The organism is Synechococcus sp. MU1617, assembly GCF_020514235.1.
Taxonomy (GTDB): domain Bacteria; phylum Cyanobacteriota; class Cyanobacteriia; order PCC-6307; family Cyanobiaceae; genus Parasynechococcus.
The window spans coordinates 44,962-70,745 of record NZ_VTLB01000006.1; the positions used below are offsets into that span (position 1 = coordinate 44,962).

Genomic DNA, 25,784 nt, shown 5'->3' on the forward strand with positions numbered 1-25,784 from the left:
TGCTCGCCAATCAAGGCAAGGGATCAGAGCAGATAAAGGATCACGAAGAGAATCACCCAGATCCCATCAACAAAGTGCCAGTACAACTCAGCTGCTTCCAGGGGGAAGTGGTCGGCTGCAGTCACACGGCCCTGCGGCTGCCTCGCCTGCCACCAGACGATCAGGGTCATCAGTGCCCCGAGGGTCACATGGAGACCATGAAATCCCGTGGCGGCGAAGAAGGTACTGGCGTAGAGGTTGTCGGTGAGGCCAAAGGGAAGGGTGAAGTACTCCACCATCTGGCTCACCAGAAAGGCCAGGCCGAGGCCTGCGGTGATCAGCAGCCAACGTCGACAGCGGCCGTGGTCGTCCTGTCGGATCGCCTGGCCGGCTCGGTGGAAAGTGGCACTGCTCACCAGGAGCAGAATGGTGTTGAGGATGGGCAGGGGCAGCTCAAGTTCATAGATGGCCCCATCCGGTAGGGGGTTCACCGCTTTAAAGGTGAGGTAGGCCGCAAAAAAGCCGGCGAAGGTCATGGCGTCCGCCACAAGAAACGTGGCCAGGCCAAACATGCGGTGATCGGGATGCTCGGCATGCTCCCCCTGGCTGTGGTCCTGATCCTTAATGGGCGCTGTGGTAGTCATTTGCCGCTGCTCCAGAGATCACGACCGCTGGCTGCGCTCAGGTCCAGCTCGTCAGGCGGGACGCCGTAGCCGTAGGGCTCTTCCACGAGAGGGGCCTCGCCAATCCAATTCTCGACCGGTGGCGGAGAACTGGTTAGCCATTCGGGCGTGAGCGCTCTCCAGGGGTTGTCCCCTGCGACTGGGCCGCTGAGGGCGCTGTGGATCACATTCCATAGGAAGGGCAGGGTGCTGATGGCCATCAGCAGGGCTCCGACGGAGCTGATCTGATTGATCAGGGTGAATTGAGGGTCGTATTCAGCGACGCGTCGCGGCATTCCATTGAGGCCGAGCCAGTGCTGAGGGCCGAAGCACAGGTTGAAGCCGATGAAGGTGAGGGCACAGTGAAGGCGGCCGAGATCTTCGTTGAGCATTCGGCCGGTGAACTTGGGATACCAGTGGTAGACCGAGGCGAAAATCACGAACACCGATCCACCGAAGACGATGTAGTGGAAGTGGGCGACAACGAAGTAGGTGTCGTGCACATGAATGTCGAATGGCACCTGTGCCAGGGCGACCCCTGTGATGCCTCCAAGCACGAAGTTCACAATGAAGCCGCATGAAAACAGCATGGCGCTGTTGAGGCTGATGCGTCCGCCCCAGAGTGTTGCCAACCAGTTGAAGAACTTGATTCCGGTGGGAACGGCGATGAATGCGGTTGCAATGGTGAAGAACAGACGCATCCAGGGAGGTGTGCCGCTGGTGAACATGTGGTGCGCCCACACAATCAGGCCCAACACAACGATGGCCATGATCGAATACACCATCGTCACGTAGCCGAATAGAGGCTTGCGCGCATGAACCGGCAGGATTTCGCTCACCAAGCCAAAGGCCGGCAAGACCATGATGTAAACGGCTGGGTGCGAATAAAACCAGAACAGATGCTGGTAAACCACCACATTGCCTCCCAGGGTGGGATTGAAGAAGCCTGTATGGGCAACGATGTCGAAACTCAGCAACACCAACGTTCCCGCCAGAACCGGCGTTGAGAGAACCACAAGAATGCTGGTGCCCAGCATCGCCCAGCAATACATGGGAAGCTGCATTAATTTCAAGCCGGGGCGTCGCAGCTTGAGAATGGTGGCGATGAAGTTGATGCCTCCAAAAATCGAACTTCCGCCCAGGAGCAGCACGCTCAGGATCCAGATGATTTGGCCAGTTGCTGGCGTGGTGATACTGAGGGGTGGATAGGCCGTCCAGCCCGATTGAGCAGCACCCGTGAGGAAATAGCTGGTGATCAGCATCAAACCTGCTGGAGGAATCAGCCAGAACGCAACAGCATTGAGGCGTGGGAAGGCCATATCCCGAGCACCCACATAAAAGGGAATCAAATAGTTCCCAAAAGCACCGTTCACCACGGGGACGATCCAGAGAAAGATCATCACCGTGCCGTGGAGGGTCAGCACCTGGTTGTAGACATCTCGTGCCATGAAGTCGGACACGGGACTGGTGAGTTCCGTGCGAATGGCACCGGCTAGGGCACCGCCAATCAGATAAAAAACAAAGCCGCAGACGAGATATTGCAGCCCGATCACCTTGTGATCAACGCTGAAGCTGAAATACCGCAACCAACCGCTGGGTTGAAGCCGTGGAGGGCTGGATGTTTCCGGGGGCAAGCTGATGGTCATGTCAGGCGTTCGAGATGGTGAGCGTTTCGTCTTCAGGTGCGGCTTTGGCGTTGTCCCTGTACCAGCTGTCCCAGTCCTCCGGACTTTCCACCACAACGGTGGAGCGCATTCCACCGTGGTAGGGGCCACAGAGTTCGGCGCAAACAATTGGATAACGGCCGGTGCGGGTGGGCGTGAAACTCAGCTGGGTTGGTTGGCCTGGAATGATGTCCTGCTTCAGGCGAAATTCAGGAACCCAGAAGGCGTGAATCACATCTTTTGCTTCCATCCGCAGGGTGATTGGTCGGTCGGCTGGAACATGAAGTTCACCTGATGTGATGTCTCCCTCTGGGTAATGAAAGAGGAAGGCGAATTGCATGGCTGTTACTTCAACGGGCAAGACATTTGTTGCCGCTGCTGATTGAATTGAGCCTGAACTGATTCCTCCCCAGATCTGCTCCTCGTGCGCTCCGCCCATGTGGTCATGGGCCAGAGGCACCATGCCACCCATGCGGTCGTAAATGTCGTAGCTGTAAAGACCAACAAACAGCACCACAACAGCAGGAACTGCTGTCCAGAAAATTTCGAGTGGCAGATTTCCCTCGATGGCCAGGCCGTCGCCGAGCTGGCCGCTGCGTCGCCTAAATCGAATCAAGCTGAAGACGAGAAGGCCAACGATTCCGACAAACAGAATGCTGCCAATCGTGAATAGAACCTTAAAAAGCTCGTCGTAAATCGGCGCGTTGGCGCTCGCATCGATGGGGAGGAGGTTGATGTTCTGGCCGATCCAAAGGCCGCCCAGAGCAAGGACCATACCGATCACCAACGTGAGGATGGCGGATGGGATCTGCACCTGATCAATCCCTGGTTTTCAACAGCGTATGGGCCTGGCTGCGGTTCTCCATGAAGTGATTGTTAAGGCCTTATTTGTGTCAGGAAAAGGGGATGATTTTTCCTCATTTGTGTTGCAGACGTCCACACAGCATGACGTCATCTTCTGCATCGCTACGGTCCAAGCAATCCCTTTTGGATGCATCGGATGGAGCTTGTTCGATGATGCTTTCCTCAATGTCGACATTGCGTCGACGTCTCGGGTTGTTATCGGCTCACCTAGTGGTTGCGGTGATCGCTTTGGTGGTGATCGGTGGAGCGACTCGGGTGATGGAGGCCGGTTTGGCCTGTCCGGACTGGCCCCTGTGCTTTGGCTCATTTTTGCCGGGTCGCCAGATGAATGTTCAGGTTTTCCTGGAGTGGTTTCATCGCCTCGATGCTTTCGTCATCGGCATCGCCCTGGTGGTGATGGCTGTGGCGACGACGCTCCAGCGGCATCAACTACCGCGATGGCTGCCCTGGCTGGCCGCTGGCCTGATGGTTCTGGTGGCGATGCAGGGAGCTTTGGGTGCGCTGACGGTGACCCGGCTGCTCCCCTCCGGTGTGGTGACAGCTCATCTGGCACTCGCTCTCACCCTTGTGGCGCTCCTTAGTGGGCTGACCCAACGCTTGCTTCACCCCGCTGCTGTCGTCGCTCCGCTCTGGTGGCGCATCGGGGCATCGCTTGGCCTGTTGTCGATCTTTGTGCAGTGCCTGCTTGGTGGTCGTATGGCCACCGCTTGGGCAGGGCAGCGTTGCCTTGCTGGAGGAGAGGCCTGCCAGCTGGTTCTCTCCCATCGCGTGACGGCGATGCCGGTGGCCGTTCTTGTGCTCGCCTTCGCCGGGGCAGCAGTTCTCGCGGGTGGTTGGGCTCGCCAGCAGTGGCCCTGGCTGGCTGGGGCCGTGCTCTTGGTGCTGGTTCAGGTGGCTCTTGGCGTTCTCACCCTTCGTCTTGGTTTGTCGCAACCCGCAGTGACCGTCGCGCATCAGCTGGTGGCTGCCCTGCTGATCGCTCTGTTGGCGGCGCTTCTGGTCCGCTCTCCGGACCTCCCCTCATCGTCCCGTTCCGTCGTCCTCGACGACACCTCCTTGGAGGCCTGTCATGGCTGAAATCACTGCAACCGTTCGTCCGACCCGTGAGGAGGTGGTTCCCTCCCGCAAGCGGGTGAAACTTCCGGCCTGGCTGGAAGTCGCCAAACCCCGCCTTATTCCTCTGCTGCTGGCCACCACCCTGGGTGGAATGGCTCTCAGTGAGGGCTGGCCTCTCTCATCTCCGCGGCTCGTCTGCACCCTGGGGGGAGGGGCGCTTGCCTCCGCAGCTGCAGGGGTTTTGAACTGCTTGTGGGAGCAGGATCTCGATGGTCGGATGGCCCGCACCAGCGGTCGCGCACTCCCCTCCGGTCGGCTGTCGCCCACCAGTGCATTCATCGGCGCCATCGCCTGCACCCTGGCGGCGGCGATGCTTCTGGTGAGCGGTGTGAACTGTCTCGCTGCCGGGTTGTCCCTGCTCGGTCTGTGCAGTTACGTGCTGCTCTACACAGCTTTGCTCAAGCCGCGGACGTCCCAGAACATCGTCATCGGTGGGGTCGCCGGGGCCATTCCGCCCCTCGTGGGAGCAGCCGCCGCCACGGGCCATGTGGGCCTCGGGGGCTGGTGGCTGTTCGCTCTGGTGATGGTCTGGACGCCAGCTCACTTCTGGGCCTTGGCCCTGCTGTTGCGTGAGGACTATCGCGCTGTCGGGATCCCGATGCTCCCCGTGGTGAAGGGACCTGTGGTGACGGCCCGGGCGATCAAGACCTATGGCTGGATCACCGTCCTGCTTAGCGGTTTGGGCGTGTTTGCTCTGCCTTCAGGCGGCGTCTTCTATGGCGTGATGCTGCTTCCTTACAACGGTCGATTGCTGCAGCTCGTTGATCGGCTTTCCTTGGATCCCGACAGCCTTGTCAATGCCAAGGCTCTGTTCCGTTGGTCAATTCTGTATCTGTTTGGTCTCTGCCTGCTGCTCATTCTCAGCCGGACGGATCTGGCTTCAGGCTTTGCTCAACAGGTGATGCAGCTCCTCTCCCTGCTAACGGGAGTGCAATGAGCACTCTCTAGATTCCCTGAATTGGCCGAGCAAGTCCCTGACGGTGCCTGATGGCGTTGATTGAACTGCGGAAGATCTCCAAGGCCTACGGCACGGTATCGGCTCTGCGTGAGCTTGATCTCACCGTTCCTGAAGGGTGCCTTTACGGGCTGCTTGGCCCGAACGGTGCCGGTAAAACAACGGCCATGCGCATCCTGGCCACCCTGCTCGCCCCCGACAGCGGCTCAGTGGTTGTGGGTGGTGTCGATGGTCTGGCGCAACCACGAGAGGTTCGTCAGCTCATGGGCTATGTGGCCCAGGAGGTGGCCATCGACAAAATTCTCAGTGGCCGGGAACTTTTGCAATTGCAAGGGGATCTCTATCACTTGCGGCGGAACGATCGCGAAAGTCGCATCGCTGATTTGATTGATCGCCTCGCGATGGGCGACTGGATTGACCGCCGCTGCGGTACCTATTCCGGTGGCATGCGCCGGCGGCTGGATTTGGCGGCTGGTCTGCTGCACCGACCCCGGTTGCTTGTGCTCGATGAACCCACCGTGGGACTGGATATCGAGAGTCGCAGTGCCATCTGGCAACTGCTGCGTCAGTTGGTTGAGGGGGGCACGACTGTTCTTCTGAGCAGTCACTACCTCGAAGAAGTGGAGGCTCTGGCGGATCAGATGGCGATTATCGACGCCGGTCGTGTGATTGCCGAAGGCAGCCCTGACCAGCTCAAACAACGGCTTGGGGGTGATCGCGTCACCCTGCGGGTCCGAGAGTTCAGCAATGCCGATGAGGCGACCCAGGTGCGTACCCTTCTTGAACCCCTGGATGGGGTGCGACAGGTGGTGGTGAACCGATCCCAGGGATTTTCCCTGAACCTGGTGATTGAGGGTGGTGCCGTGATTGATCAGCTGCGTCAGACCCTCGAGGCTGCAGGTCTGCCTGTGTTTGCCCTGGCCCAAAGCCGTCCCAGCCTGGATGATGTCTACCTTCAGGCCACAGGACGCACCCTGATGGACGCTGAACTGGCCATCGCAGGCCAGCGCGACGTCAAACAGGAAAAGCGTCAATCCATGCGTTGAGCTCCAACGATGACTTCCCCAACAGCATCTGTTGCTCTCCAGCAGCAGCAATCCGGAGCCCTCGCAGAGCTCAGTCAGGAAACGTGGGCCCTCACTCGGCGCCTCTTCCTTCAGTTGATGCGTCGCCCTTCAACCTTGATTGCCGGGGTTCTGCAGCCCCTGATCTGGTTGATTCTGTTCGGTGCGCTCTTCGCCAACGCCCCTGAGGGGCTGTTGCCAGGAGGCATGAGCTACGGCCGTTTTCTTGGTGCTGGAGTGATTGTCTTTACGGCCTTCAGCGGTGCTTTGAATGCCGGCTTGCCGGTCATGTTCGACCGCGAATTCGGTTTCCTCAATCGTTTGCTTGTGGCACCGCTTCGGAGCCGCAGTTCCATCGTGCTGGCGTCGGTGATCTACATCACGGCGCTGAGCCTGCTGCAGAGTCTGGCGATCATGGGCATGGCAGCCGTGCTGGGTTATGGATGGCCAGGCATCAGCGGCCTGGCCCTGGTGCTGGTGACGCTGCTGCTCCTTGTCTTTGCTGTGACGGCCCTCAGCCTCGGACTGGCGTTCGCTTTGCCAGGGCACATCGAGTTGATCGCCGTGATTTTTGTGGCCAATTTGCCGTTGTTGTTTGCCAGCACGGCCTTGGCCCCGTTGTCGTTCATGCCGACCTGGCTGGGCTGGCTTGCGGCCTTGAATCCCCTTACCTTCGCGATAGAACCCATTCGAGCGGCTTACCAAGGTCCTCTGGACCTCTCGGCCGTTCTGCTGGAGGCCCCCTACGGAGATGTCACCGGCATCAGCTGCCTGCTGATCCTTCTGCTCCTCACCATCGGGCTGTTTCTTGCGATTCGCCCTCTGCTCAACCGCAAACTTTCCTGAATCCGTGCTTTCTCATCCGTTCCAGCAGCCGTCACCTCGACAGAACGCTCTGGCCCTTCAGATCCAGGAGGCCAGGACCTCAGGTAATGAGCCCTTGCTGGCGGGTCTGATCAGTCAGTGGGTTCACCGCTACGGCTTTGACGGAGCAGCCGAGCTCGACCTGAGCTTGCCGGAGCCTGTTGCTGTGAATCGTGAGTTCAGCCCCACGCCGATGCCGTTCGCTGAGGAGCAGATTGCTGCTGAAGACGACGTATTTCTGCAGAACGGGGCCGTCGCTGAGGACGAGATGGTCCTTGAAGAAGCGGAGGAGATTGCTGTCGAAGACGACGTGCTGCTGGAGGACGAGGTAGTGGAGAACGAGGTGGTCGCTGAACAAGAAACGTTCGTCGAAAAGGAAGAGATTGCCGCTGAAGAAACGCTGCTTCAACGCAGCTTCCCGGCTGCTCCTGTTCCGGCCCCACCGATCAGCACACCCCGTTCGCTGCGGCGTTGGCTCCCCCGTCGGGAGGATGACGCTTTCCCCAAGGCGTCCTGAACACCATGATTCCGAACCCTGAATCCCTGTATCAGGGGCTGATCGTTTCGGTGCAGGCACCCCTGGGTTCGCCGATGCGCGATCCCGATGTGATCGCTGCCATGGCGGATGCCGCCCTGCGCAATGGGGCTGTGGGTGTGCGCTTGGAAAGCCCTGAACACATCGGTGCTGTGCGTCGGCGCTGTCCGGATGCCTTGATCATTGGCCTCTGGAAATGCACGTTTCCAGACAGCTCGGTGTACATCACCCCGGGCTGGAAAGAAATTCAGGCCGTGTGGTCTGCGGGGGCCGATGTGATCGCGATCGATGCCACAGCCCGTCCGCGTCCTGCGGGGGAGGACCTGGCCGCGTTGATTCAGCGCACCCGTGATGAGCTGAAGGCCCCCTTGATGGCCGATGTGGATTCGCTGGAGAATGGCTTGCGCGCAGCCGATCTCGGTTGTGACTGGGTTGGGACCACGCTCTATGGCTACACGGAAGACACGGCGCAGCAGCGCCCCCCCGCATTTGATCTGCTCCCCCAACTTCGCGCTGAACTTCCCAGCTCGGTTCGTCTGATCTGTGAGGGGGGAATTGCTTCTCCAGTGGATGCACGGTTGGCATTGCAGGCCGGAGCAGACACCGTTGTGGTGGGGACGGCGATCACCGGAGTGGATCTCCAGGTGATCGCCTATCGCCAGGGAATGATCAGCTGATCACATCATTCCGGGCATGCCCATTCCACCCATTCCGGGCATGCCCATACCACCCATTCCGCCCATGCCACCCATGGGGTCTCCGTCTCCGGCGGGAGCCGGTGCAGGGGGTTCTGGCTTGTCGGCGATCACAACTTCGGTAGTGATCAGGAGAGAAGCGATCGAAATCGAATCCTGCACGGCCAAGCGCACCACCTTGGCGGCATCAACGATGCCAGCAGCCATCAGGTCTTCATAGGCACCACTGAGGGCATTGAATCCCTGGCCGCTGCTGCGCATGCCAGCAATCACAACGTCACCGTTCTGACCGGCATTGGTGGCGATCTGATGAATCGGCGCCGTCAGTGCCCGCTGCACGATCTCCACGCCGGTGCGTTGGTCGCCGTTGAGGGATGCGGCCAACGCATCCAGGCTGTCGGAGAGTTGCAGCAAGGTGCTGCCGCCGCCGGCAACGATGCCCTCCTCGATGGCTGCACGGGTGGCATTCAGGGCATCTTCGATCCGCAGTTTGCGGTTTTTCAGTTCCGTTTCCGTCGGTGCACCGACCTTGATCACAGCCACGCCGCCGGCCAGCTTGGCGATCCGCTCTTGAAGTTTTTCGCGGTCGTAATCGGATTCGGTGGCCTCCAGCTCACGTCGGATCGCACCAACGCGCTCGCTCACCGCCTGGCGATGGTCGTCGGTGGCGACAATCGTGGTGTTCTCTTTGCTGATGGTGACGCGGCGCGCTTTGCCGAGATCCTCGAGGGTCACTTTGTCGAGGGTCATCGCCTTGTCTTCGCTGATCAGCGTGCCGCCGGTGAGGATGGCGATATCGGCAAGGGCGGCCTTGCGGCGTTCGCCAAATGAGGGTGCGCGAACAGCCGCCACCTGCAGAACCCCACGGCTCTTGTTCATCACCAGCGTGGCCAGGGCTTCGCCTTCCACTTCCTCAGAAAGGATCAGCAGGGGAGAACCACTCTTCTGAACGGTTTCCAGCACAGGGACCAGATCTGTGATCGTGCTGATCTTGCGATCCGTCAGCAGGATCAGTGGGTTTTCAAATTCACAGACCTGACGGTCGGCATCTGTGACGAAGTAGGGGGAGCTGTAGCCCCGGTCGAAGGCCATGCCTTCAGTGATTTCAAGTTCCGTGGCCAGAGACTTCGATTCCTCAACCGTGATCACCCCATCGGTGCTCACCTTGTCCATCGCCTCGGCGATCATCCGTCCGACTTCGTCGTCACCCCCGGAGCTCACTGTGGCCACCTGACGAATGGCATCGCCGGCCACGGCCTGGCTCCGCTCCCCCAGCCCCGCAACAATCTGTGCAGCGGCCTTCTCCATGCCTCGGCGGAGTTCCACAGGACTCGCACCAGCAGCGGTGTTGCGCAGACCTTCACGCACCATGGCCTGAGCCAAAACGGTTGCTGTCGTGGTGCCGTCTCCGGCCTTGTCCTTGGTCTTCGCGGAGACCTGCTGCATCAGCTTGGCGCCCAGGTTCTCGAACGGGTCGTCCAGTTCGATTTCACGGGCGATCGAGTCGCCGTCGTTGACGATGTCGGGTGCGCCGAATTTCTTTTCGAGCACAACGTTGCGACCCTTGGGGCCGATCGTGACGCGCACCGCATCGGCGAGTGCATCAACACCCCGCTCCAGGGCGCTGCGGGATTCGTCAGAGAAAGAAAGGAGTTTGGCCATAGTCGCGGGCACGCCGTTGGTCACTGTCCCACAGCGATGCGGCGCTCGTGGAGAGGCCTTGCGGTGGGGAAAGCCGAATGGTTGCAGCAGCTCGGATGCCGCTCTGAAATGAACTGATTAGGGTCCGGTTATGGGTGAATCTGGAGCGCTCTTCTTTGTTCTGATGGCGGGGCTGGCCGGTTCGATGGCCCTGGTTTACGTGCCCCTGCGCATCTTTCTCACCGCCACCGCCCGCAGCCGTCGGCTACGCCTGCTCCAGCGCATCCGCCGCCTGCGGGATGAGCTGGCTCAACCCCTTGATTCGTAATCCTGGGGTCAGGCCATCACCATGCCGCCATCCACCTGCAGCACCTGACCTGTGATGTAAGCCGCGGCCGGGTCGGCTGCAAGGAAGCGCACGGCACCGGCCACCTGCTCCTGGGTGCCAAAGGTTCCCAAGGGGATGTCTTTGAGGATGGCCTCAGCATCGAGGCCTTTGGTCATATCCGTCGCGATGAAACCTGGAGCCACGGCGTTCACGGTGATGCCACGGCTGGCAAGCTCTTTGGCGGTGCTGCGGGTGAGACCGATAACGCCAGCTTTGGCGGCGGCGTAGTTGGCCTGTCCTGCGTTGCCCATCAGTCCCACAACGGAGGTGATGTTGATGATCCGACCACTCTTCTGCTTCAGCATCGGGCGTGCCACTGCTCGCGTGCAGAGGAACACTCCACTGAGGTTGAGGTCGATCACCGATTGCCAATCGTCGGTTTTCATTCGCATCAGCAGGCCGTCCCGCGTGATGCCTGCGTTGTTCACCAACACATCAAGACGGCCGCTGCGCTCCAGCACCGTCTTGATCAGGCCATCAACCTCGGTCTCGACCGACACGTTGGCTTGCAGGGCGTAGGCCTTCCCCCCTGCCGCGGCGATGGCAGCGACCACTTCATCTGCTGAAGCGGCGGAATTGGAGTAGTTCACAACCACTTCTGCACCCGCTTCGCCAAGGGCCAGGGCGATGGCCCGGCCGATGCCGCGCCCTCCTCCCGTCACCAGGGCGGTCTGTCCGGCAAGAGAAGCGCTGGGAGACATTTAGGCACCGTTGATCGAAGGATCGTACGGAGCCGTCGTCATCCAGCTCAACCCGGCATGGTCTCAACCGTGTCGACGGCCTCCCCAAGCAACGACTGAAAGGTGGCGAGTTGGGTTGTGCTTCCCAGCACGATCAGGAGTTGCCCCGGTGCCATCTGGGTGTCGCCGCCTGGATTAGCGATCAACTTTCCGTTCTCACGGATCGCCAGCACCATGGCCCCGCTGCGACGGCCAAGCTCCAGTTCCGCCAGGCTCCGCCCGCGGATCTCCATCAGGTGCAAAGGGTCGTGACTCAGCTGGAATTCCTCAATTTCATAGTCGGAACCCGCCAACAGCTCCATGAAGTTGAGGGCCAGAGGTCGCAGTGCAGAAGCGGCCATCACCCGACCACCGGCCACATAGGGACTGACCACAACCGTCGCGCCGGCCAGCCGCAGCTTTGAGGCGGCTTCATCGCTGTTGGCGCGTGCAATCAAGCGGCACTCCGGTCGTAGGTCTTTGGCGCTGAGGATCACGTAGAGATTGGATGCATCGCTGGGAAGGGCTGCCACGAGGCTGCAGCAGCGTGCGAGACCTGCGTCCAGCAAGGTTTCATCGAGGGTTGCATCGGCTTGAAGCACCCAAAGGCCATTTTCGTCGGCCACGGCTCGTCGTTCTGGATCGGTTTCGATCACGACGAGTGGCACCGCGTCCCGTTGCAGTTGAGCGGCAATCTCCTGTCCGATTCGTCCGTAGCCGCAAAGAATTACGTGGTCGTGCAAGCCTTCCAGCATGCGGAGGAAGCGGAATTCCCTCAGTCTGCGGAAATATCCCGACTCTTTCAGCCCAAGAACGCGTTGGATGGCCAGTTGCACAACCACCAAGCCACCCACCACGATCAAGACGGTGACCAGGCGGCCTGGAGGTGAAAGGGGGGCGACTTCTCCAAAGCCGATGGTGCTGATGGTGATCAGCACCATCCAGAGGCAATCGCCCCAGTTCCATCCCTCCGTGATCCGATAACCGACGGCACCAGCGAAGATCACGGCACTGAGGGCGCTGATGGGCCCCCGCCATGGAGCTGTGATCAACTTCAGCTCTCCCCTGGCTCGGCGCCGCCTCATGGGAACGTCCTTTAAAAACCGAGGGCCGTCAGAACATCACTGCTCTGAAGCGTGGCGAGCTCCTGCGGGCAACCGAGGCAGCGGATCTCCTGGCGCTCGGGAAGGTCTGCGGCCTCTGCTCCGAGGGCAACCAGGGGGGTGCCGCAATAGGCCGCTAGGCGCTGGGACACCGGGCAGCTGCTGAGCACGACATCGGCATTGGCCACCAGTGCCGCGCGCTTTGAAAGGCTGAGCTCCGCTGGCAGCACCATGCTGCGCAGCGCCGGTAGGCGGCTTTTGATCGTCTCAGGCAGCTTGTGCCACTCCGTTGCAGGCCAGTCATCCCCCAGGCCGGATGGAGACATCAGCAGTAGGGGGCCGTCACCGCTGGGTAGTGCTTCACGGGCTTCATCAAGAACCTCTGCCGCCACGGGCAGGCGGAACTGATCGGCATCGAGTTCAAGCCCTAGGGATTGGAGAAAAGGGTTGAGACGCTGCGCCTTCCAGCCGAGGCCGAGGCTGACCTGGTCGGTGCAGGCAAATCCCTCAACTGCCAACCGTTTGGGGATATGGCTCATCGACAGCATCAGGTTCACCTGTTGCCCTTCAGCGAAGTTGATGCAGATTTGAAAATCGGGTTCGCGCACACAGCCGAGCAGGTTGGCCCAGTCCGCAAGCGTGGGGTTGGCCTCGAAGCTGAACGGCAACAGCTTCTCCAGGCACGGCAGAAGCTTCCATGGAGCTGCTTGCTGGGGGTCACAGGCCACCTGCAGTGTGGCGTTGAGTTTCTGGCAGATGTCGGCCAGAGCCGGTAGACGGTCCATCTGGTCTTCGAGCGAACCCGGGCTCAGGGCAAGAACTCGCATGAAGCGCCGCCATCCATGGTGCGAGCTGATTGTATGGAGGTCGTTTACGCCTGTCCGGGGCAGGAGTCGCTTGTGCATCTGTTGATTGCTGCGGCGGGAAGCGGTCGGCGCATGGGTGCAGATCGCAACAAGCTGCTGCTGCCATTGGCCGGACGTCCCGTCATTTCCTGGACCCTCGAGGCGGCCCTGCGGTCTCAACGGATTGAATGGATTGGGATCGTCGGCCAGGAGGTCGATCGAGAGGCCATCCTTGCGTTGCTGGACGCACCCAGCAAGCCGGTGCATTGGATCCAGGGCGGCAGCACGCGGCAGGAGTCGGTGCTTTGTGGTCTGGCGGGGTTGCCGGAGCAAGCCCGCCACGTCTTGATTCATGACGGCGCCCGTTGTCTTGCTGAACCGGAGTTGTTTGATCGCTGTGCAGCTGTGGTGGAGGACGGCACGGCGCTGATTGCTGCAACGCCGGTGAGCGACACGATCAAGCGTGTGGGATCCGACGGTTTGATTCGCGATACACCGGATCGATCGGAACTTTGGGCGGCGCAGACGCCGCAGGGCTTTGCCGTTGATCAGCTGCGTCGCGGCCACGCTGAGGCGGTTGCCCAGGGCTGGATGGTCACCGACGATGCGTCGTTGTACGAGCGTCTGGGTTGGCCTGTGCAGGTCTTGGATGCCGGCCCCGCCAACATCAAGGTCACCACGCCTTTTGACCTCACCGTGGCGGAGGCGGTGCTTGCCCTCAGGTCAGCAGGCTGAGCCGGCCGCTTTGCCCGTCGAGGCGTGCCATTGCTCCTATGGGCAGGGCTGCGTTGCCGGATCGGTGACCAACGGGTAGGTCCATCACCCTGGGAATGCCGAGATCGGCCGTGCGCTCCTCAAGAACCTGCTCAAGGTTGAAGCTTTCGGAGGCGTCTCTGGTTTCGTCGGCGCACTCCTCGAAATTGCCAAATGCCAGACCCGCCAAGCCCTGCAAACTGCCATTCAGCCTCCACTGAGTCAGCATCCGATCAATGCGGTAGGGGGCTTCGCCCACGTCCTCCAGCACCAGAACGGCTCCTTTGAGGGGGGGGACGAACCGGCTTCCCAACAGGTGGGTGGCCACGGTCAGATTGGCCGCGAGCAGGGGACCTCTCCCCACACCGCCGCCGCCACCACGACCTTGCAGGTCGGGGACGGCGTTGCCGAAGAGCAGGTTGCGCAAGCGGTCTCGGCTCCATTGCGGCTCCTCCGCAAGCGTGGTGAGCAAGGGGCCATGGATCCCCCCTGAAAAACCTGCTGCTTGGCGGGCCCAGAGCAGAGCTGTCACGTCGGAAAAGCCCAGCAGCCAGCCGCTTTGCCAGCGGATGGGCTGCTCAAGCAGCCGAGCAGCCCCCCATCCACCGCGGGCACAGGCGAGCAGCGCTGCGGGTTCGGCCGGATGCAGATCGGCGTGGCGCGCGTCATCGCGCCCTGCGAAGTAGCCCCAACGTCGGGTGGCCAAGGCCTGGGGTTGAACATCCAGCCCCCAGCTCTGCAAAACAGCAATGCCCTGTTGCAGCTTGATGTCGTCTTGAAGGGCTGAACTGGCGGCCACGCAGGCCACACGGTCTCCAGTCCGGAGCGGTGGAGCCGGGGTGATGCGCATTAGGCTCCCAACCCCCTGGCCAGAACCAGGCCGAGCCAGAGCAGCGTCCCTGCCTGCACCTGTTGGGCAAAGTGCTTCCCGTAGGTGCCCATGGAGGCATCTTGCTTGTTTAAGGGGTTGCAGCTGAACTGCATGAAGACTGTGGCAAGCAACCAGAGAGGCCAGAAGGGTGCTGCGATCTGAGCCGTCCAGGCCGCAATGGCAAGGGTGATGGCTGTCACGAGGTAGCAGCCCCGCACCACAGGCACCACGCGGGATCCGAGGCTCAAGGCGCTGCTGCGCAGGCCGAGGCTGGCATCGTCACGTCGATCGGCCATGGCATAGACCGTGTCGAAACCAAAGGTCCAGACCACGGTTGCCAGCCAACTGCACACCAGGGCAGGACTCCAGCTCAAGGAGGCCGTCGCAGCGGACCAGGGGATCAGCACCGCGAAGCCCCAGCACAGCGCCAAGATCACCTGGGGGAAGGCGAACCATCGCTTCGCTGATGGATACCCGAGGATCGGCAGCACGGCCGTGCAGGCCAACGTGAGACAGAGTCTGAGGCTGGCGGCCGGAAGACTCAGCACGACAGCCAGGCTGAGGCCCAGCAAGGTCAGCAGCAAAGCGAAGGCTGGTCCTCGCTGCAGCGCACCCCTGGCCAGAGGGCGACGTTTTGTGCGTTCCACCTTGCCGTCGAACCGCTGGTCCCACAGGTCATTGGCGATGCAGCCCGCACCGCTTACTGCCATGCCCCCCAGCAGGATCTGCAGGATCAGCACAACACTTGGAGGAGCGGTTGGATTCAGCCAGAGGGCCCAGCCTGCTGGGATCAGCAGAATCAGCCGGCCGGTGGGTTTGTTCCATCGGAGCAGTTCGATCCAGGGCTGAAGACGTGCAGAGCTGCTGATCACAATCAACGGGATTTGAAGAACCCTAGTCAGGGCCTGATGGCCTCGGCCGTCAGTGGCAGAGTGGATTCCATTGCCGCTCTGACGTTGATGCTGGATGCCAAGGCCCCAGCCCAGCCAACGGAACAGAACAACGGCGTGCCTCAGGCAGCGAATCCTGATCTGCGCCGGATCGCCGCCATCGACATCGGCACCAATTCCTTTCATCTTCTGGTGGCAGCCGTTGATCCGAAGCTGCGCACGTTTCGGATCATCCAGGCCGAAAAGGCCACCACGCGTCTTGGGGAGCGTGATCCCGAGACCGGTGAGCTGACATCGGCGGCGATGCAACGGGGGCTGGAAACTCTCCGCCAGTTCAGAGATCTCGCCGCCAGTCACCGGGTTGAGCAGATCGTGACGGCCGCGACGAGTGCCGTTCGTGAAGCGCCCAATGGTCGCGATTTCCTCCAGACCATTCTCGACGATCTGGGGATGGAGGTGGATTTGGTCAGCGGCCCCGAGGAGGCCCGGCTGATCTACCTGGGTGTCCTCTCAGGAATGCCTTTTGGAGATCGTCCTCATCTTCTGCTCGACATCGGCGGTGGCTCCACGGAACTGATCCTTGCCGATGGTCGTGATGCCCGCGCCCTCACCAGCACCCGTGTGGGGGCTGTGCGCCTCCAGCGGGACTTTGTTCGGGATGATCCGATGCCTCCCCAACGGCGATCGTTTCTGCAGGCTTTCATTCAGGGGTCGCTTGAACCTGCGGTCGACAAAGTGCGTCGCAGGATCAAACCCGGTGAAACTCCTGTGTTGGTGGCCACCAGCGGCACGGCCATGGCGATTGGCTCACTGGCTGCGAGTGAAGAGGAGCGTCCACCCCGCAAATTGCATGGGTACCGCGTCACCCGGCAGCGCCTGGACCAGGTGGTCGATCGTCTGATCACGATGACCCCTGCTCAGCGGAGGGAGTTGGCTCCGATCAATGACCGTCGGGCCGAAATCATTGTTCCCGGCGCGCTGATCCTGCAAACCACCATGAAGATGCTGGGAGTCGAGGACTTGGTGCTGAGTGAGCGTGCGCTCAGGGAAGGTCTGATTGTTGATTGGATGCTTCGCCAGGGGCTTCTGGAAGACCGCTTCAGCTTTCAGAGCAGCATCAGGCAACGCACCGTGATTCATCAGGTTCAGCGTTTTGCGGTGAATCAGATCAGGGCTGAACGGGTCGCCAGCCATGCCCTAAGCCTCTACGACGCAACGCGAGGAGTGATGCATGACGACAGCGGCGAAGGTCGCGAACTGCTTTGGGCTGCCGCCATGCTCCATTCCTCTGGCCAGCACATCAACATCAGCGCTTACCACAAGCACACCTGGTACTTGATTCGTCATGGTGAGCTGCTGGGCTATTCCGAGGCGGAGCACTTGATGGTGGCGGCCATTGCCCGCTATCACCGCCGCAGCCTGCCGAAGAAACGCCATGAGTCTTGGCAGCTTGTGGCCACCCGAGAAAACCGTCGTTGCGTTCATCAGATGGCCCTGCTGCTGCGCTTGGCCGCGGCCCTGGATCGCAGGCCTGAACCGGTGATTTCAGCACTCCGCATTCATGCGGTGAAAGGAACTCTTGAGCTGGAAATCGTCCCTGAGCGGGTCAACCAGAACGTCAGCCTTGAGCAATGGAGCTTGGAGAGCTGCGCTGAGGTGGTGAAGGAGGCTGTCGGGGTGGATCTGCGCGTCAGCGTTCAGGGTTGAGAGGGATCCAGCGGATGTCGTTCACGGCGCCAAGGGTTCGTGTCTCTGCGTCGGGGTAACTCAGCTGGACCAGATCAGGCCGGCCGGCGTAGATCTCCACCAGATCGGGATTTTCAATCCTGCGCTCACCATTCAGGAGCCCTTCGAATTCCACAATTCCCTCACGCCGCAAGGCGATCCAGCTGGGTTCGCTGCTGCTGATCGTGAGTCCCAGCTCTGCGGTGGGTGGAGCTGGAACGATGAGAGCATCGAGCTCCTCTACAACCTCGGCCACCTCGAGGTCTGCCTCGCTTGGTTCAAGGGTTTGATTGGTAGGCCTCAACCCTTGGGCGAAGCGCGTCAACTCGGAGGAGTTGCTCCACACAACAAAGCCAAGCCCAGCAAGCCCGGCTAGGGCCAAAAGGGGAAGCGGATGAACTGTTCTTTGTTTCTGAGGGGTGATGCCCCGCGTTGTTGCCCCGGGAGTCGCCCGTTTGGGCTGGTTGGTGGTGAGGGGACCGAGGGTCTGAACCATGGCGTCAGCATCCAAACCCAGATGGGAGCTGAGCCGGCGCACCATGGCCTTGATGAACACGGGTTCAGGAAGTTCGGCTTGATCGCCGCGTTCCAGTGCTGCGAGTTGCTCCTCGCCCATGTGCATCTGGCCGGCAAGCTGGTTCTGGGTCAGGCCCGCTGCAGCCCGTGCCTCGGCCAACTGTCGCCCTGCCTCTACAAGGCCCGTGGCTTTGCCTTGGTCGTCCGCAAGACTCCGCTCGTTCATCAATGAGTAAGTCGACCTAGCTCAGGGCTGAACCTAGGCCCATTCCACAGTGCAGTCAGCCCTTGATGAACGCCGAAGGATTAAGTGCCACCAAAAAATATGGGCGATACTGGATTCGAACCAGTGACCCCTTCCGTGTGAAGGAAGTGCGCTACCACTGTGCTAATCGCCCGCACAAATCGATCCTAAACCACTGCCTATTGGGCTTTCGGACGGAACAGGTGGTCGTGGTCAGGCGAGTAAAGGCGTGAGCGTTGAGGACCACCGGCGAGGGCCGGACTGACTACGTAGAGCGTTGTTCGAATCAGATTCCGTTCCCGACTGACCGCAGCCATCTCCCTGAGAGGAACCACTGTGAGCATCTGATCGGGCCAGCTCACCCGATGTCCTATGGCTACTGGCGTGTCGGCGGGATAGTGCTCCAGAAGGGTGGTTTGCACCTCTTCAACGTGTCGTGCACTCAAATAGATGCAAAGGCTGGCGCGCAGGGCGGCCAGCCGATCCAGCTGTTCCCGTTCCGGCACGCCGGTGCGACCTCCAGCGCGACTGAGAACAATGGTCTGCACCACGCCTGGAAGGGTGAGTTCGCTGGCCAGTCCGGCGGCTGCCGCTTGGTAAGCGCTGATCCCGGGGATTACTTCCACGGGGATTTTGGCGTCGTTTAAGGCGCAGATCTGTTCGTTGATAGCGCTGTAGAGCGCAGTGTCTCCGTCGTGGAGTCGCACCACCCGTTTGCCCTGGCGGTGTCGATCGATCAGCAACGGGATCAGGTCTTCGAGCGTGGTCGTGCTGGTGCGGATCCGTTCGCAATCAGCCGGAGCCAGATCTGCGATGGCTGGACAGACCAGGGAATCCGTCCAGATCAGCACATCGGCCTGTTTAAGACGTTCAGCTGCGCGAAGGGTGAGCAGGTCTGGGGCACCCGGGCCTGCGCCGACGAAACTGACAACTTGACTCAACTGCGTTGGCCTGATGGATCAGGCAAGGGTCGCTTTCGTCCGTATAGCCACCAAAGCCCGATCATGCCCAGCGCGACCAAGGTGCAACTCATCAATTGGGCGATGCGGATTCCCCCTTCGCAAGCCGGTGGAAGCGAACCGATGCAGAGAGGATCAATGCGCAGACCTTCGATCCAGACACGGCCGAGGCTGTACCCCACCAGATACACGCAACTCATGACGCCCGATGGGAGCTTCCCAGGAGCTTTCAGCCCGCGGCGAAAGAGCAGCAGCAGAACTGCGAAGAGCAGCAGGTTCCAAATGGATTCATACAGAAACGTCGGGTGGAAAAACTCCGACGTGCTGTAAATCACCGGCCGGCTCTGCGCCGGGATGAACAGCTTCCACGGCAGATCAGTCGGAACCCCAAAGGCCTCTGAATTGAAGAAATTCCCCCATCGACCGATGGCCTGTCCCAAGGCCACGGAAGGAACCAGAACGTCCAGAACATCCCAGAAGGGTTGCCGACGCCAGCGGCAGAACAGGATCAGGGTGATTGTTCCCGCCAGCAAAGCACCGTGGATAGCGATCCCTCCTTCCCAGATGGCCAGGGCCTTGAGCGGGTTTGAGGCGTAGTTGTGCCACTCGAAGGCCACGTAGTAGATCCGTGCTCCGATGACGGCAAACAGCACCAGCAAGGGCAGCAGATCGCTGATCAGGCCGTTCTCCAGCTGTCGAAGCTTGGCCAGGCGGCTGGAGAGGTTCAGTCCAATCAAGACGGCTGTTGCAATCAGCAGCCCGTACCAACGCAGGGGAAGGAACCAGCTTTCGGTAAGAGGCAAAAATTCCCCTGGCGACTGGAAGGTCGCCAGGGGAAACAGGGCTTCAACAGCCATAGCGATCAGACGCCCTCAGCTGCCTGAACTTTTTCGATCTGCCTCTTCTTCAACACCAACATGATCTGAGCCAGAGCCACGGCAGCGAAGAAGGCGAGCAAGCCATAGATCCGAACGGGGTTCTGCAGAACAATTTCCGCGTCCACCTGGCCGAAGCCACCCACGTTGGGGTCGTTGGTCAGGGCAGCACCGGCTTCGATGCTGTCACCAACACTGACCAGCACTTCAGGACCAACTGGGATGGTCTCAGTCACGCTGTTGCCGTCAGCAGCTTTGATGCTGACCACGCTGGCGCCGTTGTCACCGGGCTCGATGGAGGCAATGGTTCCGCTGGTCGGAGCCGTGTAGACGGTGTTGTTGCTCTTCTCACCGGTGGGATACACCTGGCCACGGCCGCGATTGCCACCCACGTGGATCTGGTACTTGCCGAAGTGGATGTTGCTGTCGGTGGCGGGATCAGGGGACAGAACAGGGAAGACGATCTCTTGGTGTTCGTCACCAGGAATCGGTCCCACCAGCAGGATGTTCGGCTGGTCGTCGCTGTACTGGGTGAAGTAGACGCCTTCCGTCTCTTCCTTGATCTCCTCGGTCCAGCGGTCCTGAGGAGCCAGGGTGAAGCCATCGGGAAGCATCACGACAGCGCCCACCTGCATACCCACGTCGCTGCCGTCAGCTCCGATCTCCTGAAGACCCTTCTCGTAGGGAACCTTGACGCTGGCGGTGAAGACGCTGTCGGGGAGCACCGATTGGGGAACTTCAGCCTGGGTCAGCTTTTTGGCCAGGTGGCAGTTCGCACAAACAATCTTGCCTGTGGCTTCCCGGGGGCTGTCGTAGTTCTGTTGAGCCCAGAAGGGGTAGGCCCAGCTGGCAGCCGGGGCAATCAGCAGAGCCAGTCCAATGACTAGCGATCCAAGGAGGAGGGAGAGGTGACGACGCATGGGACGGTGAGGGAATTCAGGCGTAGGGAAGGGAAAGATCAGGCCCACCAGGGCTTATCACCAGTTCTGAAGTCGGTCTCGGTCCACTGGCTCATGAACACGTTGTCGTTCTCCACGCTGACGTTGGCCAGGGCCAGGGAGAGAGGGGCAGGTCCACGGACCACCTTGCCGGTGGCGTCGTACTGACTGCCATGGCAAGGGCACATGAACTTGTTGGCACCGCTGTTCCAGGGAACGACGCAACCGAGGTGGGTGCAGATGGCGTTGATGCCGTAGCTGCCAATGGCGTCTTCGCCTTCAACGATCAGATAGGTGGGATCACCCTTGAGGCCCTGCACCAGGCTGCGATCGCCCTCGGGGTGGCTGGAGAGCCAACCGCTGGCTGTGATCGGGTTGCCCAGCTCATCCTTGGCACTAGTGCCACCGCCGCTGCCGGCTGCCTTGGGGGGGATGAAGTAATTCGCCACCGGGTAGAGGGCTCCAAGGGCCACACCAGTGACGGAGCCGAACGTCAGCAGATTCATGAACTGCCGACGACCCATTCCGGGCACATCGCTCGAGGAGAGTTGTGTCATGGCGGACGTTCATCCAGCTCGGATTGGCGACCATTATGGATGCTTAAGTGCCTGTCAAGCTTTGCAACGACAGGCGTCTTCCTGCTCCTGCCGCTACTGCTTCTGTGCTTGAAATCGCCAACGCCGTGCCCGAGCCGCCGCTCAGCGTCGACGAGGTGATTGCCTGTCTACGCCAGCGCTGGCGGGCGACTTACGACCTTCAGCTGGTGGTGCGACGCCGTCGTTTGTACCTCCAGGTGATGTGGGCCTATCTCGAGCAACAGTCGTTTCCGATGGACCTTGAGGCCTATCGGCAGCATCTCGGTGAGGTGCTGGATGTTGTGAATCGTCTTGGTTTGGCGGGTGAGGTGCGCCAATGGCTTGGTTCCACCCGTGACAAACCGCGTCTGGGCAAGGCGTTGAGTCTTCCGCTGGAGGCGACGGGGCCGGAGGCGGAAACGCTGATCAAGGAGTTTCTGGTCTGAACGATTCGGTCAGAGCCACCAGGCCTACGCCAATTAAAAACAGTGCCGTGATGGCTCCAGCCAGCAGCAGCATCGTGATCGGATCGGTGGATGGCGTCAGCACGGCTCCAGCCAGGGCTGAACCCAGCACAACCCAGCGCCAGGCTCCCAGCATCGGCCTCCAGCGCACAAGCCCCAGAGCCCCGAGGAGCAGCTGCAGGACGGGGAGCTGGAACGCCAGCCCGGTGGCCAGCATCAGCAGCAGAACAAAATCCAGATAGCGCTCGATCGACCAAAGCGGCTCCACCACATCGGCGCCGTAGCTCACCAGAAAACGCAGGGCGGCTGGCACTAGGGCCCACCAGGCAAAGGCCAGGCCCACCATGAACAGGACCGCGGAGCCGGCGACGGCAGGGGCAATCAGGCGTCGTTCGCGGATCGTCAGGCCCGGCAGCACGAAGGCCAGGATCTGAAACAGCACATAGGGCAGGGCCAGGGTGAGTCCGGCGTAGCCGGCAACCTTCAGCGAGACGAATAAAAACTCGCCCGGCGCAAGTTGAAGGAAATGAATGCCACTGGCTGGCGCTTCCAGCAGGCGCACCAGCGGTTTGACTCCCAGCAGACAGGTCAGCGCTGCAATGACAACGGCCAGCAAGCTGCGCAGAACCCGTTGGCGCAATTCCTCAAGGTGATCCACCAGAGGCATCTCCACCTCATTGGGTAAATCGGCATCGCCAGGTGCCCGCCCAATGCGAATGGGTGGTGGTGGTTGCAGAGCTGGGGGACCTTCGGGGCGCTCAGACACGGACGCGGGTCGGGCGGCGCAACAGGTCAGCCCGAGTGTGGATTCAGGCTAGGGGCAAGCAGCCGCTCTTCCGCGCCCTGGGGATCCCCCCAGCGGATCTCAGCTTGTCCATGGCGCACGGTGCCCGGTCCGGCACCGGGAATTCGCTGCAGCTGATCGGTGGGCACCATCACCACTGCCACCCGCGTGTTGCCCCGAGCGCGACTGAAATAGGCCGCCAGGTCTGTTGCCATTGCCAGGTCGGATTCCTCGGCCAGCCCATTGGAGCTCTTCAACACCACATGACTCCCTGGGCATTCCTGGGCGTGAAACCAGAGGTCACCACTGCGGGCCTGGCGCAGCGAGATCCAGTCGTTCTGGCGGTGGTTCCGCCCCACCTGAACCTTGAGACCTCCCGGAGTGTTCAGTTCCAGCGGATTGGGCTGGTCCCGTTGACGCTGCTGTCTTGTGTTGCGACGGCGTTCCTTTGGCTGCAGCAGCTCATCGAGTTCCTCCCGCAGATCATTGAGGGCGGAGAGGCGTGCTGGGCAGTCCTGCCAGGTTGCGCTCAGTTGATCCTCGATGAAGGTTTCGCTCTCGTTGATCAGCTCAAGACGTCGCTGATGGTGCTTCAGCCGCTGCTCGAGGATCGGGCGCGATCTCCGTAGTTTTTTGGCCCGGCGATAGAGCGACTGGGCTTCATCGACCTGGTCGCGGCTTGGGTTGCCAATGCAAAGGAGAGCATCCGCCTGGCGTTGAAGGGCCCCGTGCCCGTCGGTGGCCTTCAGGCGCTGACGTTGGTCCTCCTGGGCGGCCTGTTCTTTGCTGCGCCAACGCTCCAGGCGTTGACGCAGGTCATGGTTGACCCGTGCCAGGGCCCGTTGCTCTTGGCATTGCTGGTGCAGGGATCCCAGCGTGAGCGCCAGAGAGGGTTGTGGATGCACTTCAGTACGAGGAGATCCCCAGACCCGGTAACGACCGTCGTTCTCCACCACGAGGGCGAACTGTTCGCTCTCGAGTTGGTCCAACCAGAGAGACCATCGCTCAAAGAGGTGGCTCCACTGGCTGGCATCCAGGCTGTCCACCGGGGTGTTCACATGGTCTCCGGCGAGCTGTCCAGCGAGGGCTGGGCTGATCCCCTGATAGGTCTGCTGAAAGGCCTTGCGCAGCGGGATCGGGACGAGAGAGAGCCGCTCCTTCCAGCGTTCAAAGCCCTCCGTTCGATCCGGTGCCAACCCCTGAAGCATCGGGGGTTGGCTGTAGGAATCACCGGTGGAGAGAGGGCGCACGCGGGACTGATGGTCCCGGACCTGGCGCCCCAGAGCAATGATGCGGCGCTGCTCATCGAGGAGCAGGAGGTTGCTGTGCCGTCCCATCAGCTCCAGCACGAGCACCCGCTGGATCGGTTCCCCAGGGCGTTGGGCAAACCGGAATTCCACCACCCGTTCAAAGCCGCTCTGGTGAAGCTCCACAAGAGCCAGCTGGCGGAGGCTGTGTTGCAACTGTTGCGCGAAGGTGCTGCCGCTGCCGCTGCGCGGGGGAGGGTTGACCTCCACCAGTCGAGGTGCTTCGGCTTGCCAACTCAGTTCCAGCCACACCATCCCCTTGAGGCTGCGGCATCCCAGTTGAATCGTTGCCGGGTCCGGTTGTTGTGCCTTTTCGAAACGGCTTGGCACCAGCTTTGGACGCAGATTCCAGAGCACCGCGCGAAGCGTGGTGAGATCCATTGGCTGCAGGCTGGTGGAGGCGATCACCTGGAGCACCGGGCGGAGCGTTGGGGCTTCCTACTCTGCTGAGCCACGCAGACGCCGCGATGTCCACCAGTGGAAAGCTCACCTTGATCACCGGTCCCAGTGGAGTCGGCAAGGGAACCCTGGTGAACCAGCTGCTGGAGCGCCATCCCCAGATTTGGCTGTCGGTGTCTGCCACCACCCGTTCTCCGCGCCAGGGGGAGCAGGACGGCATCAACTACTTCTTCCACAGCCGTGCGGGGTTTGAGGCCTTGGTGGAGCAGGGAGGTTTTCTGGAGTGGGCGGAATTCGCAGGGAATTGCTACGGCACTCCCCGCGGTCCTGCTGAGCAACAAATGGCGGCGGGGCGCCCTGTGCTTTTGGAGATTGAGTTGGAAGGTTCCCGCCAAGTGCGTCGCAGTTTCCCGGATGGGTTTCAGATTTTTCTGGCTCCCCCAAGCTTTGAGGAATTGGAGCGCCGGATCCGGGGGCGCGGTACCGATTCCGAGGACGCCATTCAGCGCCGCTTGACTCGCGCTCGTGAGGAACTCGAGGCTCAACATGAATTCGATGCCGTCGTGATCAACGACGATCTCGAATCAGCGTTGAACCAGGTGGAGACGCTGATGGGGCTGGGATAACGCGAAGCTGCTGATCTTGGCAACGCGGTGCAGGCACAAAAAAAGGGAACCCGAAGGTTCCCTTATCTGATATTGATCAACCCGTGGTTCACATCGGGTGGAAGAGAAGATCGGGGAAGAAGCGGTTCCACTCGATCAGAATGCCGGCGGTGGCGGTGAACCAGATGGCTGCAACTACTGGAGCTGCGGTCAGAAACTTGTTCATTGTTGAGGGAGCAATGGTTGAAGTCGTATGAATCAGCGCGGTGAAACAGTCACCTTGCTGTCGTCTTCGAGCAACTTGCCGCTGGTGAATTCACCGAATGCAGCGAGGGGCCAGGTGGCGGCAGCCAGAAGGCTCTTGAAGGCAATGCTGCGATCGATGAAAATTTCGTACTGGGCAGCATTCTTGCCGCGGGTTGCTTTCAGGTACTCACGACCGGCCCAGCCGATGCAACCGGTGATGTACAGAAACATGATCCCGGGATAGACAAAATCACCGGCATGACTCCAGCGGCCGTCCACGATCAGGTGGGGAAGGCCATCCTCACCACAAGAGGCCTGGCTGTACATCTCGAAGCGGGCTTTGGCCTGAGGCGTTGTAGCGGCAGCGGCACGCTGCTGGAAACGGGCGCTTTCAGAGCAGGGTGTGAGGCCAGCCACATCCGCCTTGGCGACGGGGGCGAAGCCGAACACCAGGAGTGCTGAAAGCACGACGGCGAAGAGACGACGCATCGGAACGATTCCTCTGAACGGTGCCCCGAAAGGGCAAGATGTCACAAGCA

General features: G+C 60.9%; 29 protein-coding genes and 1 tRNA gene. 11 read left to right on the forward strand and 19 right to left on the reverse strand.

The features are described from left to right. Nucleotides 1-23 precede the first annotated feature (23 nt). From FZZ90_RS11480 to FZZ90_RS11490, 3 genes are read right to left on the reverse strand one after another with little or no spacing between them, the layout of a single operon-like run. Complete coding sequence (locus FZZ90_RS11480) at nucleotides 24-623, reverse strand: cytochrome c oxidase subunit 3 (protein ID WP_226425922.1); 600 nt, start codon at nucleotides 621-623, stop codon at nucleotides 24-26. Further along, complete coding sequence (gene ctaD, locus FZZ90_RS11485; protein WP_226425923.1) at nucleotides 620-2,287, reverse strand: cytochrome c oxidase subunit I; 1,668 nt, start codon at nucleotides 2,285-2,287, stop codon at nucleotides 620-622. The genes FZZ90_RS11480 and ctaD overlap by 4 nt, the downstream gene beginning before the upstream one ends. A gap of 1 nt (nucleotide 2,288) precedes the next feature. Next, nucleotides 2,289-3,119, reverse strand: a complete 831-nt coding sequence (locus tag FZZ90_RS11490) for a cytochrome c oxidase subunit II (protein WP_226425924.1) — start codon at nucleotides 3,117-3,119, stop codon at nucleotides 2,289-2,291. Nucleotides 3,120-3,319: 200 nt separating this feature from the next. On the opposite strand from FZZ90_RS11490, the gene FZZ90_RS11495 reads away from it, so the two are divergent. From FZZ90_RS11495 to FZZ90_RS11520, 6 genes are read left to right on the forward strand one after another with little or no spacing between them, the layout of a single operon-like run. Next, nucleotides 3,320-4,246: a heme A synthase gene (locus FZZ90_RS11495; RefSeq protein ID WP_370631061.1), complete on the forward strand. Its 927-nt coding sequence runs from the start codon at nucleotides 3,320-3,322 to the stop codon at nucleotides 4,244-4,246. Then, nucleotides 4,239-5,222, forward strand: coding sequence for a heme o synthase (locus tag FZZ90_RS11500; RefSeq protein ID WP_226425925.1), 984 nt, complete (start codon nucleotides 4,239-4,241; stop codon nucleotides 5,220-5,222). Before FZZ90_RS11495 ends, FZZ90_RS11500 begins: the two co-directional genes overlap by 8 nt. A 50-nt stretch (nucleotides 5,223-5,272) precedes the next feature. After that, nucleotides 5,273-6,286, forward strand: coding sequence for an ATP-binding cassette domain-containing protein (locus tag FZZ90_RS11505; protein ID WP_226425926.1), 1,014 nt, complete (start codon nucleotides 5,273-5,275; stop codon nucleotides 6,284-6,286). Nucleotides 6,287-6,295: 9 nt separating this feature from the next. After that, the gene (locus FZZ90_RS11510) at nucleotides 6,296-7,150 is read left to right on the forward strand and encodes an ABC transporter permease (protein ID WP_226425927.1); all 855 of its coding nucleotides are present in this window, start codon (nucleotides 6,296-6,298) and stop codon (nucleotides 7,148-7,150) included. A gap of 4 nt (nucleotides 7,151-7,154) precedes the next feature. After that, the gene (locus FZZ90_RS11515; protein ID WP_226425928.1) at nucleotides 7,155-7,685 is read left to right on the forward strand and encodes a hypothetical protein; all 531 of its coding nucleotides are present in this window, start codon (nucleotides 7,155-7,157) and stop codon (nucleotides 7,683-7,685) included. A gap of 5 nt (nucleotides 7,686-7,690) precedes the next feature. Beyond that, nucleotides 7,691-8,380, forward strand: coding sequence for an N-acetylmannosamine-6-phosphate 2-epimerase (locus FZZ90_RS11520; protein ID WP_226425929.1), 690 nt, complete (start codon nucleotides 7,691-7,693; stop codon nucleotides 8,378-8,380). Here the strand turns inward: FZZ90_RS11520 and groL are convergent, their stop codons facing one another. Then, nucleotides 8,381-10,060, reverse strand: coding sequence for a chaperonin GroEL (gene groL, locus FZZ90_RS11525; RefSeq protein WP_226425930.1), 1,680 nt, complete (start codon nucleotides 10,058-10,060; stop codon nucleotides 8,381-8,383). Between the two features lie 130 nt (nucleotides 10,061-10,190). Here groL and FZZ90_RS11530 point away from each other — a divergent pair, with 130 nt between their 5' ends. Then, nucleotides 10,191-10,367 carry a hypothetical protein gene (locus tag FZZ90_RS11530; RefSeq protein ID WP_006850012.1) on the forward strand — a complete coding sequence of 59 codons (177 nt, stop codon included), beginning with the start codon at nucleotides 10,191-10,193 and terminating at the stop codon, nucleotides 10,365-10,367. An 8-nt stretch (nucleotides 10,368-10,375) separates the two neighbouring features. Here FZZ90_RS11530 and fabG read toward each other — a convergent pair whose 3' ends face one another. The 3 genes from fabG to FZZ90_RS11545 are packed head-to-tail and all read right to left on the reverse strand — an operon-like array spanning nucleotide 10,376 to nucleotide 13,076. Then, nucleotides 10,376-11,128 carry a 3-oxoacyl-[acyl-carrier-protein] reductase gene (gene fabG, locus FZZ90_RS11535; protein WP_226425931.1) on the reverse strand — a complete coding sequence of 251 codons (753 nt, stop codon included), beginning with the start codon at nucleotides 11,126-11,128 and terminating at the stop codon, nucleotides 10,376-10,378. A 47-nt stretch (nucleotides 11,129-11,175) separates the two neighbouring features. Further along, a complete protein-coding gene (locus FZZ90_RS11540; protein WP_226425932.1) occupies nucleotides 11,176-12,231 on the reverse strand; it encodes a TrkA family potassium uptake protein in 1,056 nt (351 codons plus the stop codon). 11 nt (nucleotides 12,232-12,242) lie between these two features. Then, nucleotides 12,243-13,076: a glycosyltransferase family 9 protein gene (locus tag FZZ90_RS11545; protein ID WP_226425933.1), complete on the reverse strand. Its 834-nt coding sequence runs from the start codon at nucleotides 13,074-13,076 to the stop codon at nucleotides 12,243-12,245. A gap of 72 nt (nucleotides 13,077-13,148) precedes the next feature. On the opposite strand from FZZ90_RS11545, the gene ispD reads away from it, so the two are divergent. Beyond that, a complete protein-coding gene (ispD, locus tag FZZ90_RS11550) occupies nucleotides 13,149-13,829 on the forward strand; it encodes a 2-C-methyl-D-erythritol 4-phosphate cytidylyltransferase (RefSeq protein ID WP_226426026.1) in 681 nt (226 codons plus the stop codon). On the opposite strand, the gene FZZ90_RS11555 is transcribed toward ispD, so the two are convergent. Both FZZ90_RS11555 and FZZ90_RS11560 read right to left on the reverse strand, forming a co-directional pair. After that, a complete protein-coding gene (locus FZZ90_RS11555) occupies nucleotides 13,813-14,697 on the reverse strand; it encodes an LD-carboxypeptidase (RefSeq protein ID WP_226425934.1) in 885 nt (294 codons plus the stop codon). The genes ispD and FZZ90_RS11555 overlap by 17 nt on opposite strands. Then, the gene (locus tag FZZ90_RS11560) at nucleotides 14,697-15,590 is read right to left on the reverse strand and encodes a 4-hydroxybenzoate polyprenyltransferase (protein ID WP_226425935.1); all 894 of its coding nucleotides are present in this window, start codon (nucleotides 15,588-15,590) and stop codon (nucleotides 14,697-14,699) included. The genes FZZ90_RS11555 and FZZ90_RS11560 overlap by 1 nt, the downstream gene beginning before the upstream one ends. A gap of 87 nt (nucleotides 15,591-15,677) precedes the next feature. On the opposite strand from FZZ90_RS11560, the gene FZZ90_RS11565 reads away from it, so the two are divergent. Next, entirely contained in the window at nucleotides 15,678-17,315 is a 1,638-nt protein-coding gene (locus FZZ90_RS11565) for a Ppx/GppA phosphatase family protein (protein ID WP_370631063.1), read from the forward strand. Here the strand turns inward: FZZ90_RS11565 and FZZ90_RS11570 are convergent. The 6 genes from FZZ90_RS11570 to petC form a co-directional block, all read right to left on the reverse strand. Beyond that, nucleotides 17,299-18,075 (reverse strand): RodZ family helix-turn-helix domain-containing protein, encoded by a 777-nt coding sequence (locus FZZ90_RS11570; RefSeq protein ID WP_226425937.1) that lies wholly within the window; start codon nucleotides 18,073-18,075, stop codon nucleotides 17,299-17,301. The genes FZZ90_RS11565 and FZZ90_RS11570 overlap by 17 nt on opposite strands. Before the next feature lie 100 nt (nucleotides 18,076-18,175). Next, nucleotides 18,176-18,247: transfer RNA gene (locus FZZ90_RS11575), tRNA-Val, on the reverse strand. A gap of 25 nt (nucleotides 18,248-18,272) precedes the next feature. Beyond that, nucleotides 18,273-19,034 carry a precorrin-4 C(11)-methyltransferase gene (gene cobM / locus FZZ90_RS11580; RefSeq protein WP_226425938.1) on the reverse strand — a complete coding sequence of 254 codons (762 nt, stop codon included), beginning with the start codon at nucleotides 19,032-19,034 and terminating at the stop codon, nucleotides 18,273-18,275. Next, complete coding sequence (gene lgt, locus FZZ90_RS11585) at nucleotides 19,031-19,909, reverse strand: prolipoprotein diacylglyceryl transferase (protein WP_226425939.1); 879 nt, start codon at nucleotides 19,907-19,909, stop codon at nucleotides 19,031-19,033. The genes cobM and lgt overlap by 4 nt, the downstream gene beginning before the upstream one ends. 5 nt (nucleotides 19,910-19,914) lie before the next feature. Further along, entirely contained in the window at nucleotides 19,915-20,847 is a 933-nt protein-coding gene (gene petA / locus FZZ90_RS11590; RefSeq protein WP_226425940.1) for a cytochrome f, read from the reverse strand. 38 nt (nucleotides 20,848-20,885) lie between these two features. Continuing rightward, entirely contained in the window at nucleotides 20,886-21,422 is a 537-nt protein-coding gene (gene petC / locus FZZ90_RS11595; RefSeq protein WP_226401539.1) for a cytochrome b6-f complex iron-sulfur subunit, read from the reverse strand. A gap of 47 nt (nucleotides 21,423-21,469) precedes the next feature. Between petC and FZZ90_RS11600 the strand changes: the two genes are divergently transcribed. Next, a complete protein-coding gene (locus tag FZZ90_RS11600) occupies nucleotides 21,470-21,886 on the forward strand; it encodes a DUF3067 family protein (RefSeq protein WP_226425941.1) in 417 nt (138 codons plus the stop codon). Here the strand turns inward: FZZ90_RS11600 and tatC are convergent. Together tatC and FZZ90_RS11610 are read right to left on the reverse strand one after the other, a co-directional pair. Continuing rightward, on the reverse strand, nucleotides 21,867-22,571 hold the full coding sequence (gene tatC / locus FZZ90_RS11605; protein WP_226426027.1) for a twin-arginine translocase subunit TatC: 705 nt from the start codon (nucleotides 22,569-22,571) through the stop codon (nucleotides 21,867-21,869). The two genes, FZZ90_RS11600 and tatC, sit on opposite strands and share 20 nt — an antisense overlap. Nucleotides 22,572-22,696: 125 nt before the next feature. Then, on the reverse strand, nucleotides 22,697-24,376 hold the full coding sequence (locus FZZ90_RS11610) for an NFACT family protein (RefSeq protein WP_226426028.1): 1,680 nt from the start codon (nucleotides 24,374-24,376) through the stop codon (nucleotides 22,697-22,699). A gap of 86 nt (nucleotides 24,377-24,462) precedes the next feature. Between FZZ90_RS11610 and gmk the strand changes: the two genes are divergently transcribed. After that, nucleotides 24,463-25,020 carry a guanylate kinase gene (gmk, locus tag FZZ90_RS11615; RefSeq protein WP_226426029.1) on the forward strand — a complete coding sequence of 186 codons (558 nt, stop codon included), beginning with the start codon at nucleotides 24,463-24,465 and terminating at the stop codon, nucleotides 25,018-25,020. Nucleotides 25,021-25,108: 88 nt separating this feature from the next. Here the strand turns inward: gmk and psaJ are convergent, their stop codons facing one another. Both psaJ and FZZ90_RS11625 read right to left on the reverse strand, forming a co-directional pair. After that, entirely contained in the window at nucleotides 25,109-25,225 is a 117-nt protein-coding gene (psaJ, locus tag FZZ90_RS11620; RefSeq protein ID WP_006850741.1) for a photosystem I reaction center subunit IX, read from the reverse strand. A 32-nt stretch (nucleotides 25,226-25,257) separates the two neighbouring features. Beyond that, nucleotides 25,258-25,734, reverse strand: coding sequence for a Photosystem I reaction center subunit III (locus tag FZZ90_RS11625; RefSeq protein ID WP_226425942.1), 477 nt, complete (start codon nucleotides 25,732-25,734; stop codon nucleotides 25,258-25,260). Between the last annotated feature and the right edge of the window lie 50 nt (nucleotides 25,735-25,784).